General features: G+C 71.2%; 15 protein-coding genes and 1 pseudogene. 8 read left to right on the top strand and 8 right to left on the bottom strand.

The window, feature by feature from the left end:
* Position 1: 1 nt before the first annotated feature.
* Positions 2-655, top strand: a complete 654-nt coding sequence (locus tag ORV05_RS00870) for an alpha/beta fold hydrolase (protein ID WP_268756537.1) — start codon at positions 2-4, stop codon at positions 653-655.
* A complete protein-coding gene (gene hisC, locus ORV05_RS00865) occupies positions 655-1,713 on the top strand; it encodes a histidinol-phosphate transaminase (RefSeq protein ID WP_268760067.1) in 1,059 nt (352 codons plus the stop codon). Before ORV05_RS00870 ends, hisC begins: the two co-directional genes overlap by 1 nt.
* Before the next feature lie 31 nt (positions 1,714-1,744).
* Here hisC and ORV05_RS00860 read toward each other — a convergent pair whose 3' ends face one another.
* A complete protein-coding gene (locus ORV05_RS00860; RefSeq protein ID WP_268756536.1) occupies positions 1,745-3,685 on the bottom strand; it encodes a sigma-70 family RNA polymerase sigma factor in 1,941 nt (646 codons plus the stop codon).
* Positions 3,682-4,002, bottom strand: coding sequence for a YciI family protein (locus ORV05_RS00855; RefSeq protein ID WP_268756535.1), 321 nt, complete (start codon positions 4,000-4,002; stop codon positions 3,682-3,684). Before ORV05_RS00855 ends, ORV05_RS00860 begins: the two co-directional genes overlap by 4 nt.
* A 145-nt stretch (positions 4,003-4,147) precedes the next feature.
* On the opposite strand from ORV05_RS00855, the gene ORV05_RS00850 reads away from it, so the two are divergent.
* Both ORV05_RS00850 and ORV05_RS00845 read left to right on the top strand, forming a co-directional pair.
* On the top strand, positions 4,148-4,768 hold the full coding sequence (locus tag ORV05_RS00850; RefSeq protein WP_268756534.1) for a DUF998 domain-containing protein: 621 nt from the start codon (positions 4,148-4,150) through the stop codon (positions 4,766-4,768).
* A gap of 40 nt (positions 4,769-4,808) precedes the next feature.
* On the top strand, positions 4,809-5,171 hold the full coding sequence (locus ORV05_RS00845; protein ID WP_268756533.1) for a DUF1801 domain-containing protein: 363 nt from the start codon (positions 4,809-4,811) through the stop codon (positions 5,169-5,171).
* 42 nt (positions 5,172-5,213) lie between these two features.
* On the opposite strand, the gene ORV05_RS00840 is transcribed toward ORV05_RS00845, so the two are convergent.
* From ORV05_RS00840 to ORV05_RS00825, 4 genes are read right to left on the bottom strand one after another with little or no spacing between them, the layout of a single operon-like run.
* Positions 5,214-5,852 (bottom strand): HNH endonuclease family protein, encoded by a 639-nt coding sequence (locus ORV05_RS00840; protein WP_268756532.1) that lies wholly within the window; start codon positions 5,850-5,852, stop codon positions 5,214-5,216.
* On the bottom strand, positions 5,849-7,144 hold the full coding sequence (locus ORV05_RS00835; protein WP_268756531.1) for an MFS transporter: 1,296 nt from the start codon (positions 7,142-7,144) through the stop codon (positions 5,849-5,851). Before ORV05_RS00835 ends, ORV05_RS00840 begins: the two co-directional genes overlap by 4 nt.
* Positions 7,145-7,191: 47 nt before the next feature.
* Positions 7,192-8,106 (bottom strand): ribonuclease Z, encoded by a 915-nt coding sequence (locus ORV05_RS00830; RefSeq protein ID WP_268756530.1) that lies wholly within the window; start codon positions 8,104-8,106, stop codon positions 7,192-7,194.
* A gap of 58 nt (positions 8,107-8,164) precedes the next feature.
* Positions 8,165-8,746 carry a TetR/AcrR family transcriptional regulator gene (locus ORV05_RS00825; protein WP_268756529.1) on the bottom strand — a complete coding sequence of 194 codons (582 nt, stop codon included), beginning with the start codon at positions 8,744-8,746 and terminating at the stop codon, positions 8,165-8,167.
* 62 nt (positions 8,747-8,808) lie between these two features.
* Here ORV05_RS00825 and ORV05_RS00820 point away from each other — a divergent pair, with 62 nt between their 5' ends.
* Together ORV05_RS00820 and mca are read left to right on the top strand one after the other, a co-directional pair.
* Entirely contained in the window at positions 8,809-10,137 is a 1,329-nt protein-coding gene (locus ORV05_RS00820; RefSeq protein WP_268756528.1) for a DHA2 family efflux MFS transporter permease subunit, read from the top strand.
* The gene (gene mca, locus ORV05_RS00815) at positions 10,125-10,955 is read left to right on the top strand and encodes a mycothiol conjugate amidase Mca (RefSeq protein ID WP_268756527.1); all 831 of its coding nucleotides are present in this window, start codon (positions 10,125-10,127) and stop codon (positions 10,953-10,955) included. Before ORV05_RS00820 ends, mca begins: the two co-directional genes overlap by 13 nt.
* On the opposite strand, the gene ORV05_RS00810 is transcribed toward mca, so the two are convergent.
* A complete protein-coding gene (locus tag ORV05_RS00810; RefSeq protein WP_268756526.1) occupies positions 10,862-11,446 on the bottom strand; it encodes a PadR family transcriptional regulator in 585 nt (194 codons plus the stop codon). The genes mca and ORV05_RS00810 overlap by 94 nt on opposite strands.
* A 61-nt stretch (positions 11,447-11,507) precedes the next feature.
* A complete protein-coding gene (locus ORV05_RS00805; protein WP_268756525.1) occupies positions 11,508-11,879 on the bottom strand; it encodes a hypothetical protein in 372 nt (123 codons plus the stop codon).
* Here ORV05_RS00805 and ORV05_RS36400 point away from each other — a divergent pair.
* Together ORV05_RS36400 and ORV05_RS00800 are read left to right on the top strand one after the other, a co-directional pair.
* Positions 11,760-12,164, top strand: a pseudogene (locus ORV05_RS36400) (alpha/beta hydrolase fold domain-containing protein); the annotation flags it as partial. The gene ORV05_RS00805 and the pseudogene ORV05_RS36400 sit on opposite strands and share 120 nt — an antisense overlap.
* A gap of 91 nt (positions 12,165-12,255) precedes the next feature.
* Positions 12,256-12,459 carry an alpha/beta hydrolase gene (locus ORV05_RS00800; RefSeq protein WP_268756524.1) on the top strand — a complete coding sequence of 68 codons (204 nt, stop codon included), beginning with the start codon at positions 12,256-12,258 and terminating at the stop codon, positions 12,457-12,459.
* The last annotated feature ends 24 nt before the right edge of the window (positions 12,460-12,483 follow it).

The following is a 12,483-nucleotide window of genomic DNA, read 5'->3' as shown; positions in this document are numbered from 1 at the left end:
CGTGTTCGCGATCGCGCCGGACGGCGGCAAGATCTGGTACGACCACACGCCGGGCGAACGGACCGTGCTGCTGGTGCACGGTTTCGCCAGCGACAGCGCACGCACCTGGGGCGCCACCGGGTGGCCGCGGGCGCTGGGCGGGCACGGGGTGCTGGCGGTGGACCTGCGGGGCCACGGCCACAGCCAGGCTCACCGGCCGCCGGACGGTTTCACACCGGAGAACCTGGCGGACGACCTCCTCGCGGTGCTCGCCGCGGCCGGGGTGGCCGAAGCGGACGTGATCACCTACTCGATGGGCGGCCTGGCCGGCTGGGCGCTGGCCCGGCGTGCCCCGGGGCGGGTGCGCAGGCTCGTGCTCGGCGGCCTCGGCGCCCGCCCCGCCTCCGCCGCCGACATGGCCGGTGTGGCGCGGGAACTGGGCGCCACCGGGCTGGAGGCGATCGCCGAAGACATGGCGGGGCACCGGATCGAGGGACCGGCCCCGGTGCCCGCGCTCCTGGCGGCCGGGGACGCCGACACGCTGGCCCCGGACGCCGCCGAACTCGCCGCGGCACTGGGCGCGCCGTTCGTGCCCCTGCCGAACAGAAACCACTTCAACGCGTTGAGCAGCCGGGCCTTCAAACAGGCCGCGCTCGAATTCCTGGAGGCGAAGTGATCACCAACCCGCGTGTGCGGACGGCGCTGTCCGGCATCCCCGCCTACGTGCCCGGTAAGGCGAGCCCCGGCCTGGTGAAACTGTCCAGCAACGAAAACCCGTTCCCACCGCTGCCCGGGGTGCTCGCCAGGGCCACCGCCGCGGTCGAATCCCTGCACCGGTACCCGGATCTCGCCGCGACCGAACTGACCTCGGAGCTGGCCCGGCATCTCGGCGTCGACCCCGGCCGCATCGCCGTCGGCACCGGCAGCGTCGCCCTGCTGCACCAGCTCGTGCAGGCCGTGGCGCAGGCCGGGGACGAGGTGGTCTACGGATGGCGTTCGTTCGAGGCGTATCCGATCTCGGTGCAGGTGACGGGCGCGACGCGGGTCGAAGTGCCGCTGGGAGAGGGCGCACGCCTAGACCTCGCGGCGATGGCCGCGGCGGTCACCGAACGGACCCGGCTGATCCTGGTCTGCTCCCCCAACAACCCCACCGGGCCCGCGGTGCGCCGCGACGAGTTCGAAGCGTTCCTCGACGCGGTACCGCGCGACGTGCTCGTCGTGCTCGACGAGGCCTACGCCGAATTCGTGCGCGACGAGCGGGCCGCGGACGGCCTGACGTTCGCCGACCGGGAGAACCTGTGCGTGCTGCGCACCTTCTCGAAGGCCTACGGGCTGGCCGGACTTCGCGTCGGGTACGCGGTGGCGTCCCCGCAGGTGGCCGCGGCGATCCGCAAATGCGCGGTGCCGTTCGGGGTGTCCACCATGGCCCAGCTCGCCGCGATCGAATCGCTGCGCTGCCAGGAGGAGATGCGCAGCCGCGTGGCCGCCGTGGTCGTCGAACGACGGCGGGTCCGGGAAGCGCTGCGGGACCAGGGCTGGAGCGTGCCGGAAACGGAGGCCAACTTCGTGTGGCTGCCCACCGGTGAGCGGACCGCCGAGTTCGGCGAGTTCTGCCGCCGCGCCGGACTGCTGGTGCGGCCGTTCCCCGGTGACGGCTGCCGCGTCACCATCGGCACCCCGGAGGAGAACGACCTGTTCCTCACCGCCGCCGCCGACTGGCCCGACCCCGCCTGAAACACCCGTTCCACTCGACCGGTTGTCGCCGTCACGGGCGGAGCTGGCGGAGCGTGTAGCCGCGCCCTGCGGGGTCCAGCGTTCGCGTCGCCTGTTTGAACAGGTACTCCGCTCGCTCGTAGGACAACCGGTGGCGGCCGGTGTCCGGGCACAGATCCGCGTCCGCGGGCGTGCGGGCGGGCGCCGGGCGGCGGTCGGTCAGGAACAGCGGCCCGCGGGTGCGCCCGGCCACCAGCTCGGGCAGCAGTCGTGCGGTGCCGGAGCGCCAGTTCACCCAGGTGTGGCCCACCTGGGCGCGGCGATCTTCCAAGTCGAGGTTCTCGACATCGAGCGAAAGCACCACGCGTATGCCCGCCGCCGACTCGTACAGCATTCGCCACAGGGTCCGTTCCCGCACCGGCACGTCCAGGTTCCACAGCCCGTCGAGCTGCTCGGCGCCGATCGCCGGAACCCGTTGGCGCGTCTCGGCCCGTCGAGGGAGCCCCGCCGTCAGGTCCGCCGACGACGCCCACGCGGTGAACGACCGGATCGCGGACCGGTGCCGGTTCCAGGTCTTCGGCGCCGCGTCACCCCACGACATCTCGAATACGCGCGTCACGTCCTCCGCCGTCAGTGACTCCAACGACCGCCGCTCACCCAGGGCCAGGCACAGCCGTCGCAATGTCTGCCCGTACGACCGCAGCGTCGCGGTGTCGAGGTCTCCCCGCGCCAAGAAGTCCGCCGTCGCTTGCCCGAGCGTCACGACCGCGGTCGTCTCCGGCTCGCCGGCTCGGCGGAGCAGGAAGTCGCGTTCGGCCGCGTTCTTCGTCAGTGCCGCCGCCCGCCCGAACTCGATGCGCGCCTCGGCATTGCGGCCGAGCCGGGCGAGCAGGTCGCCCCGGACGGCGGGCAGCAGGTGGTAGTCCCGCAGTGTGCGGTCGGTCGTGAGGTCGTCGGCCAGCGCGAGCCCGGCTTCCGGCCCGCGCGCCATGCCGACCGCCACCGCACGGTTGAGCCGCACGATCGGCGTCGGCGACACCCGGACGAGCATGTCGTACAGCGTCGCGATCTGTCCCCAGTCGGTGTCCTCCGCCGTGCGGGCCTGCGCGTGGCACACCGCGATCGCGGCCTGCAGCACGTACGGCCCCGGCGGGCCGCCGAGATCCCGCGCCCGCAGCATCGCGGTGAACCCGCGTCGGATGAGCAAGGGGTCCCAGCGCCCCCGGTTCTGTTCGTGCAGCGGGACGGGTTCGCCGGACGGGCCGGTGCGGGCGGCCGACCGCGACGCCTGGAGCTCCATCAGCGCGACCAGGCCGTGCACCTCGGCCTCGCCCGGTGCCAGTTCGGCCAGCAGACGGCCGAGACGCAGCGCCTCCTGGCACAGTCCGGGCCGGATCAGGTCGTCACCCGCGGTCGCCGCATAGCCCTCGTTGAAAACCAGGTACACCACGTCGAGGACCGCCGACAACCGCTCCGTCAGTGACGCGCCGTCCGGCAGCTCGAACGGGACTCCCGCTTGGGCAAGCGCCTTCTTGGCCGAGGCGATGCGCTCGGAGATCCCTTGCTCGGTGGTGAGGAACGCGCGCGCGATCTCCGCCGCGGTCAGCCCGCCGACGAGCCGGAGTGTCAGCGCGACCCGCTGTTCGGTGGGCAGCACCGGATGGCAGGACAGGAACATCAGCCGCAGGACGTCGTCGTGCTCGATGCCGTCCTGCGGCTGGTCCAGCTCGTGGGCGAGCTGCTCGTGCCGCCGCTGGAGGCGCTCCGACCGCCGCAACCGATCGATCGCCCGCCGCTTCGCCGTGGTCATCAGCCAGGCGCCCGGGTTGTCCGGCACCCCCGACTCCGGCCACTGCTCCAACGCGGCGACGAGTGCGTCCTGGGCCAGTTCCTCGGCGAGACCGACGTCGTGCACCAGCCGGGTGAGCCCGCCGATGATGGCCGCCGACTCCAGCTTCCAGACCGCGTCGACCGTGCGGCGGATGTCGATCACGGCCCGAAGACCTGCTGGATGATGCTCTCACCGTCCCCGACGATGTGGCGGAAGCGGCGGGCCAGTTCGATCGCCTCCTCCTTGGAGCGCACCTCCACCAGCGCGAAACCGGCCACCACCTCCTTGGCCTCGGTGAACGGTCCGTCGGTCACGGTGATCTCGCCGTCGGAGGAGGTCACGCGGAACCCGGCGGGGTCGAGCCCACCGGTGACCAGCAGGACACCCGCCGCAGTCATCTCCTCGATGAACTTGCCCATCTCGGCGTAGAGCTTCTCGTCGGGTTGACTGCCGCCCTTGGTCATCATCAGGTAGCGCACGGCTTGCCCCTTCCCTTCTTCCGGTGGCGTTTCCGCCCTGTCACCCCGACGTCGAACACCGTACCCGACAGAGAACGCGGGCATTCCCTGTCACATCGACCGGTCGACGTCTGGGCGAAACACCGAACCGAGAAAGGCACCCGAGATGACCGCCACGATCTTCCGCCCGGCCACCCCAACCCGCCTGACCTGCCTTGCCGTCGCGGCACCGCTGTGGACCACCGTGTCCCTGGCACAGGCCGCCGGCCGCGAGGGCTTCGACCTGACTCGCCACCCGCTGAGCGCGCTCAGCAACGGCTCGCTCGGCTGGCTGCAGATCGCCAACTTCGTCATCGCCGGCATGCTGACCGTCTTCGGCGCGACCGGCCTTCGCCAGGCCCTGCCCGGCAGGTGGGCACCGCGGCTCGTGCTGGTCAACGGCATCGGCATGGTCGCCGCCGGAATCTTCTCGATGGACCCGGCCGACGGGTTTCCCTCCGGGACACCCGCGGGGATGCCGCACACGATGTCGTGGCACAGCTACGGGCACATGGCCGCGGGTGGCATCGCCTTCCTCGCGCTCATCGCCGCCTGCTACGTCCTCGGCCGTCACTTCGCCCGCACCGGGAATCGCCGCGACGCCATCATCTCGTCCCTTGCCGGAACCGCACTGCTGCTCGGCGACGCCTGGGCGATGACCGGTGGCGAAGCCGGTTCGCTGACTCTCGCCGTCGGCGTCATCCTCGCGATGCTCTGGGTGTCCGTCGTCGCCGCTCGTCTCCGCTGAACCACGAAAAACACGGGCAACCAGGAAAGGAACCACCGCCATGGCCAAGTTCACCACCGTCGGGGACTACGTCGACTCCCTCCCGGAGCACCAGCGCGCGATCGCCGACCGGCTCGTCTCGATCATCGACTCCGTTCTCCCCGGCGCCGGAGCGATCTGGCACGGCCATCCGGTGTGGAGCCTCGGCCCCGCCCCCGGCAAGCAGCCGGTCTGCCTGCTCAAGGCCTACCCCGGTCACTTGACGTTCGGCTTCTGGCGAGGACGGCGGATCGACGATCCCTCCGCCCGGCTTTCCCCGGGTACCCGGGAAATGGCGAGCGTCAAGCTTCACGATCTGGATGAGCTTGACGCCGCGTTGTTCACCGAGTGGCTGCGACAGGCCAGAAAACTCGAAGAGGTCTGACCGGGCGCGCCGGGCATGCCCGGCGCGCTCACCGCAGGCGGGTCAGCAATGGGTGAGCATGTCGGTCAGGGCCTGCTTCTCGGCGTCGATGACGGTGAGCCGGTAGTAGTGCTTCACGGTGATCCAGTCCGCGGCGTAGCCGCACCAGTCCGACTCCAGTGGCGGCCGCCACTCGTCCGGGGCCTTGTCGCCCTTGGCCTGGTTGACGTTGTCGGTCACCGCCCGCAGTTGCGGACGGGTCAGGTCGTTGGCGAACTCCTTGCGCCGGTCGGTGGTCCACGAGGCGGCGCCGCTGCGCCACGCCTGCGCGAGCGGCACCGTGTGGTCGATGTCCACATCGGACGCCTTGGTCCAGGTTCCGCCGTCGTAAGGGCTGTACCAGGTACCGGAGACGGCGCGGCACTGGTCGTCCGTGCGCACGTCCTTCCCGTCCCGCTTGAGCACCGTCTCCCGGGTGTCACACTCGCCCGCCACCGTGGCCCAGTGCGGGAACTTCTCCCGCGAATACCCGCCCATCCCGTTGCGCGGCTGGATCACCAGCTCGGCGAGCTGCGCCCTGGCCTGCGCCGGGGAGCCCGTCGCCGCGGCGGCACCCCCCGCGGACGGGCCGGTCCCCGCCTGGCAGCCCGTCGTGCCCGCCACCACGAACGCCGCCAGCACCGGCAGCCACCTGACCTTCACTTCGCCCCTTCCGGCGCCCGGACCGGGAGCAACGCGAGCAGCCCGGCCACCAGTACCAGCACGATCCCGGCCATGCCGGCGCGTTGTGTGCCGAACAGCGCGAGGAACCCGCTGAACGCCAGCGGTCCCAGGAAACTCACCGCACGGCCGGTGGTCGCGTACAGGCCGAAGGCCTCCCCTTCCCGTTCCGGCGCGACGATGCGGGCGAGGAAGGTGCGGCTCGCGGACTGGGCGGGCCCGACGAAGGCGGCCAGCGCGAGGCCGCACACCCAGAAGGTCGCCTTGCCGGGCAGCACCACCAGGCAGCCGCCCAGCACCACCAGCGCGGCCAGCGAACCGGCGATGATCGTCTTCGGGCCCAGCCGGTCGTCGAGCCTGCCGCCGAACACGGCGCCGAGCCCGGCGGTCAGGTTCGCGCCGATCGCGAAGATCACCACTTCGCTGGAGGAGAACCCGAAGGTGCCCGCGGCGACCACCCCGCCGAAGGTGAAGATCGCCGCCAGGCCGTCGCGGTAGACCGCACTGGCGATGAGGAACCACACCGTGCGCCGCTCGCTCCGCCACATCCCGGCCACCCGGCGCGCGAGCACCCCGTAACTGGCGAAGAACCCGGCCCGGGAGGCCCCGGCGGAGGCGGGCGGCTCGGGCACGAAGAACAGCACGGGCAACGCGAAGAGCCCGAACCAGAGCGCGCAGAACAGCGCCACCACTCGGATGTTGAGCCCGTCCTGCGAGGTGACCCCGAACAGGCCCACCTTGGGCTGCACGAACGCGAACAGCACGACGGTCAGTGCGACCAGGCCCCCGAAATAGCCCATTCCCCAGCCGAAACCGGAAACCTTGCCGATGGTCCGGGGCGTGGACACGCGCAGCAGCAGCGCGTTGTAGTTGACCTGCGCGAACTCGGCGAACACGCTCGCGGCGGAGATCAGCACGACGCCCAGGGTCAGGTACGCCGGGGCGTTCCGGACGAAGAACAGCGCGGCCATCGCGACCACCACGATCCCGGTGTGCACGGCGAGCCACCGCTTCCGGCGGCCGCCCGCGTCGCCGCGCTGCCCGGTGACCGGCGCCAGCAGCGCGATGAAGACCCCCGCGATGGTCAGTCCCGCGCCGAGCGCCGCCGAGCCGCTGTCCGGGTCCGGCGCGACCGCCTTGGTGAGGTACACCGAGAACACGAAGGTGAGGATGATCGCGTGGAACGCCGAGGACCCCCAGTCCCACAAGGCCCAGCTGACGACTCCGCGACGGTCCGCGCGGGCTTGGGATGGCGTTTTCTCGGCCACGGTCACGGCTGAATCAGACCAAGCCGGTTCGACGCCCGTCGCACCGGGGTCGGTCAGCGGCGCGGCGGCATCCCGACCCTGGTCAGGTCGGCGGCCACCACGATCTCGCCGTCGAAGATCTCCGCGGCCTCGTCGTGGAAGCGCGAGGGATCGTCGTAACGCTGGGAAAAGTGGGTCAGCACCAGCCGCCGCACCCCGCTTTCCGCCGCGACCCGGGCGGCCTGGGCGACGGTGAGGTGGCCGTACCGCTCGGCGAGCGCCGCCTCGGCGGACAGGAAGGTCGATTCGATCACCAGCAGGTCCACGCCCTCGGCGAGGGCGAACACCCCGTCGCACAGCCTGGTGTCCATCACGAAGGCGAACCGCTGCCCCGGCCGCGCCTCGCTGACCTCGTCCAGGGTGACCGTGCCGTCCCCGGTGGCGAAGGAACCGTCGCGCTGCAGGCGGCCCACGTCCGGGCCGCCGATCCCGAACCGGGCCAGCAGGTCCGGGCGCATCCGGCGCCCGTCCGGTTCGACCAGCCGGTACCCGAAGGATTCCACCGGATGACTCAGCCCGCGGGCGAACAGCGTGCCGAACGGCCCTTCGCGAACCGGACCGTCACCGGTGATCGGGACGGGCAGGATCGTCGTCGTCTCGTGGAACACGCTCGCGTGCCGCAGCCGGTCGAAGTACTGCTGGCCCGAGGCCGGGTAGAGAGCGTGCACGGGGCCCGCGACGCCGTCGAGGGACAACCGCTGCACGACACCGGGCAGTCCCAGGCAGTGATCGCCGTGGAAATGGGTCACGCACAGGTGGGTGATCGCGGACGCGGGCACACCGGCCAGCAGCATCTGGCGCTGCGTGCCCTCACCCGGGTCGAACAGGAAGCCTTCGCCGTCCCAGCGCAGCAGATACCCGTTGTGGTTCCGGGTGCGCCCAGGCACCTGACTCGCGGTTCCCAGCACAACCAGTTCACGCACCGACACCAGGCAACCCTAGGACCTGCATGGAAGTGTTTTGCTTCACGGCCGCCCGAACTCCCGCTCAGGCCAGTCCCTCCGCCAGGACGTCGAAGGCCCGGCGCGCGTACTTCCCGGCCGCCTTCGCGATGGTGTCGGGACGCTGCCCTTCGGCCGCGCGCCGCTGCACCTCCTCGAACAGCAGCCGGTACACGCCGGTGAGCTGCGCGGCGACGATCCGCGCCGTCATCTCGTCCCGCGTCTCGGCCAGCACCGTGGCCAGCGCGAGTTCGCGTTCCTCGTGGAGTTCCCGCAGCCGGGCCAGCAGCGGCGGACTGGTCCGGATCATGCGGGCGAAGTCCGCGCTGGAGAACCCGATCAGCGCGTCGCGCCGGGACAGCGCCGCGAAGTAGGCCCGGCGTGACGCCTCGAGTGCCTCTTCCTCGCCGGTCACGGCGCCGGCGAGGAATCCGGCGAACTCCTCGTGCACGTCGAAGACGAGATCCTCCTTGCGGGGGAAGTAGTTCGTCACCGTCATCTTGGCGACGCCCGCCGCCTGCGCGATCTGCGCGATGGTCACCTCGTCGAAACCGCGCTCGACGAACAGCCGCGTCGCCACGTCCGAGATCGCCTGGCGCGTCCGCTGTTTCTTCAGCTCCCTGAGCACGACGCCAGTCTAGCAGAAAATAGGCTTGACCTAATTTTAGGTTCAACCTAACCTTGGGCACCGTGCTGATCAAAGCCTCTCGAACCGCCTCCGACAGCGAGGTCCTGCGCCTGGCGGGCGTACTGATCTTCGGCGCGGTACTGGCGACCCTCGACACGACGATCGTCAACGTCGGGCTCGGCGCCATCGCCCACGACCTCGGCGGCCCGATCTCGACCACGGGCTGGGTGTCCACGGGTTACCTGCTGGCGGTGGCCGTGGTCATTCCGCTGTCCGGCTGGGCGAGCGAACGCTTCGGCGGCCGGAGGATGTGGCTGGTTTCGGTCGCGCTGTTCACCGCCGGGTCCGCGCTGTGCGGACTGGCCTGGTCCGCCCCGTCACTGATCGCGTTCCGGATCCTCCAGGGGCTCGGCGGCGGGATGATGCAGCCGATCGGGCAGGCGCTGTTCGCCCGGGCCGCGGGCCCCCGGCTCGGCCGCCTCATCGGCATCGTCACCCTGCCCGCGACGTTCGCCCCGGTGCTCGGTCCCGTCCTCGGCGGCGTTCTCGTCCAGCATCTCGGCTGGCGCTGGATGTTCACGATCAACGTCCCGATCGGCATCGCCACGATCGTCGCGGCCCTGCGCGTCGTGCCCGCCGGCGAAACGCACCGTCCTGGCCACCGGCTCGACGCCACCGGTCTCGCGCTCCTGTCGCCCGGGCTCGCCGCCCTGGTCTACGGCCTGGGCGCCCGGAACGCGGTCGCACTCGGAGCAGGCGTCCTGGCGCTGGCCGCGTACGGGTGGCACAGTCTGCGGGCGCGGCAACCGCTGATCGATCTCCGCCTGTTCGCCCGGCGGGGCTTCGCGGTCGCGACCGGCAACTCCTTCCTGCTCGGCGCCTCGCTGTACAGCTCGATGCTGCTGCTTCCCCTGTACTACCAACAGGTTTGGCACGCGAGCGTGTTCGACGCCGGACTGCTGCTCGTCCCGCAGGCTCTGGGCAGCGCCGTCGCGCTGTACTTCGCGGGGCGCGTCGCCGAACGGTTCGGCCCGCGCACCGTGCTGCTGACGGGGATCGTCCTGGCGCTCGCCGGTACCTTCCCGTTCACCCAGCAGGCTCCGGCCTGGCTGCTCACGGCTTCCCTGCTGGTGCGGGGAATCGGCCTCGGTGCCACCACGGCGCCGGGGATGGCGGCGGTCTACGCCGCCGTGGAACGCGACGAGGCCCACCGCGCGGCGGCCGTGGTCAACGTGGTGAACCGCGCCGGCGGTTCGCTCGGCACCGCGATTCTCGTCACCGTCCTGGAAAGCCAGGGATTCACCACCACGTTCTGGTGGGCACTCGGCCTGTCCGCACTGAGCCTCGTGCCCGCCGCCCTGTTCCCGAGGAGGTCCCGATGCGCCGCCTGATGGCCGTTCACGCCCATCCCGACGACGAATCCAGCAAGGGTGCCGCCACGACGGCCCGGTACGTGGCCGAGGGCGCCGAGGTGCTCGTGGTCACCTGCACCGGCGGCGAGCGCGGCAGTGTGCTCAACCCGAGTCTCGACCGGCCGGAGATCCGCGCGGACCTGCCCGCGATCCGCCTACGGGAGATGTCGGCGGCCCGCGAGATTCTCGGTGTACGGCAGAGGTTTCTCGGCTTCGTGGACTCCGGAATGGACGGTGAACCGCCCGAGGGCAGCTTCGCGAGGGAACCGCTGGAGAAGGCCACCGCACCGCTGGTCGAGGTGATCAAGGAGTTCCGGCCCCAGGTGATGATCACCTACGACGAGACGGGCGGCTACCCGCATCCCGACCACGTCAAGACGCACCAGGTCGCCATGGCCGCCTTCGAGGCGGTCGCCGGAACCCCGTGGCAGATCGCCAAGCTGTACTACTTCTCGGTGTTCACCAGGGACTGGTTCCACGCGATGCACGACGCGCTGACCGCGCGGGGAATCGAGTCGGCGATGGGGCCCGTCCTGGCCGGACTCCCCGCGCCGACCCTGCCGGTGACCACCCGGATCCGCTGCGACGAGTACTTCGCCGTCCGGGACCGGGCACTGCTCGCGCACGCCAGCCAGGTCGATCCGGCCACCGGGTTCATGGCCCATCCCCGCGAAGTCGAACGGGCGGTGTGGCCCACCGAGGACTACTCGCTCGCACGCTCGTTCGTACCGGTCTCCCTGGTGGAGGACGACCTGTTCGCCGGGGTGGACGCCATCGCGGACCAGAAGTCCACATAGGCCTCTTCGTGCCGGATGCCCAGGTCCAGCAGGCGGGCGCGGGACACCGCGTCCGGCCGGTCCCGATCGATCTCCGCGCGGAGTTTCCGGTACAGCTCAAGCCATTCACGATGCCGCGCCGCCTGCTCACCGGCCAGTCCGGCATCGTGCCCCGGACCGGCGAGATCGACGAAGGCGAGCTTGAGCAGCGCCGGGTTGCGGGTCTCCGGCTGCGCGGTGCGCGGGTCCTCCAGCCAGCGGTTGAGCATGGCGCGCCCGGTGTCGGTCAGGTGGAACACCCGCCGCCGCCTGCCGTGCTCCTCGGCCCGTTCCTCCAGCAGGCCGCGCTCGGCCAGCCGGGCCGGATCGCGGTAGAGCTGCGCGTGCGGGATGGGCCAGTAGTAGCCGACGCTGTCCTCCACCCGCGCCTTCAGCTCGTACGGCGTCATCGGCCCATACCGGGCGATCAGCCCGAGGACGACGTAGGCCGACGGACTCAGCTCGTCGGACATCCGCACCCCTTTCGTTGACACCGTCTCACTGAGACTATAGCTTGATCTCATTGCGACGGTATCAATGAGAGGATTGAATGTGTACGTCCATCCCGAGCTGCGGCACGTTTTCGACGCCCTGCCCGAAAGGCCGGAAAACCCTTATGCGGACGTCGAAACCACCCGTGCCGGCTTCCGCGCCCTGATGAGCCGCTTCCCCGTCCGAGCGGACATCACGGTCGAGCACCGGACGGCACCCGGGGCCGAGGGCGAGATCGACATCCAGGTCCTCCACCCCGCCACCGGCGCGGGCCCGCTGCCCTGCGTGCTCTACATCCATGGCGGCGGCTTCTGTTACGGGGAACTGGACGACCCGAGCCCGATGGCGCAGGACGTGTGCGCGGAGGTCGGTGCGGTCGTCGTCAATCCGCACTACCGTCTCGCGCCCGAACACCCGTTCCCCGCGGGCGTCGAGGACTGCTACGCCGTGCTGTGCTGGATCGCGGACAACGCCATTGAACTGGGGGTCGACCCGACCCGCATCGCGGTCGCGGGCGCGTCCGCGGGCGGTTGCCTGAGCGCGGCGGTGGCCCTGATGGCCCGTGACCGGCGCGGGCCCGCCCTAGCGCTGCAGTGCCTGCTCATCCCCACGGTGGACGACCGGGGCGACACCGAATCGGCACGCCGGAGCACCGACCGCCGGATCACCAACGGCGTCGCGATGCGGCACTGCTGGGAGACCTACCTCGGTCCGGACCACGACGGTCCCGTCTCCCCCTACGCCGCACCCGCCACGCGCGACCGACCTGTCCGGGCTGCCACCCGCGTACGTGCTCACCTGCGGCCTCGACCCGTTGCGGGACGAGGCACACGACTACGCGCTGCGGCTGATGCGGGCGGGGGTCCCGGTCGAGTTGAGGGACGTGCCCGGCGCGTGGCACCTGTTCGAGGTCTATGCACCGGAAACCGCCCTCGCCCGCGCCACCACCGCCCACTGGCTCGGCGCCCTGCGCACCGCACTCACCCCCGCATGACCCCAAAGCCCCCTCACCCCCCGT

The sequence above is a fragment of the Amycolatopsis cynarae genome (assembly GCF_026802195.1).
Classification (GTDB): Bacteria; Actinomycetota; Actinomycetes; order Mycobacteriales; family Pseudonocardiaceae; genus Amycolatopsis_E; species Amycolatopsis_E rhizosphaerae.
This window is presented reverse-complemented; position numbering and strand designations above follow the sequence as displayed.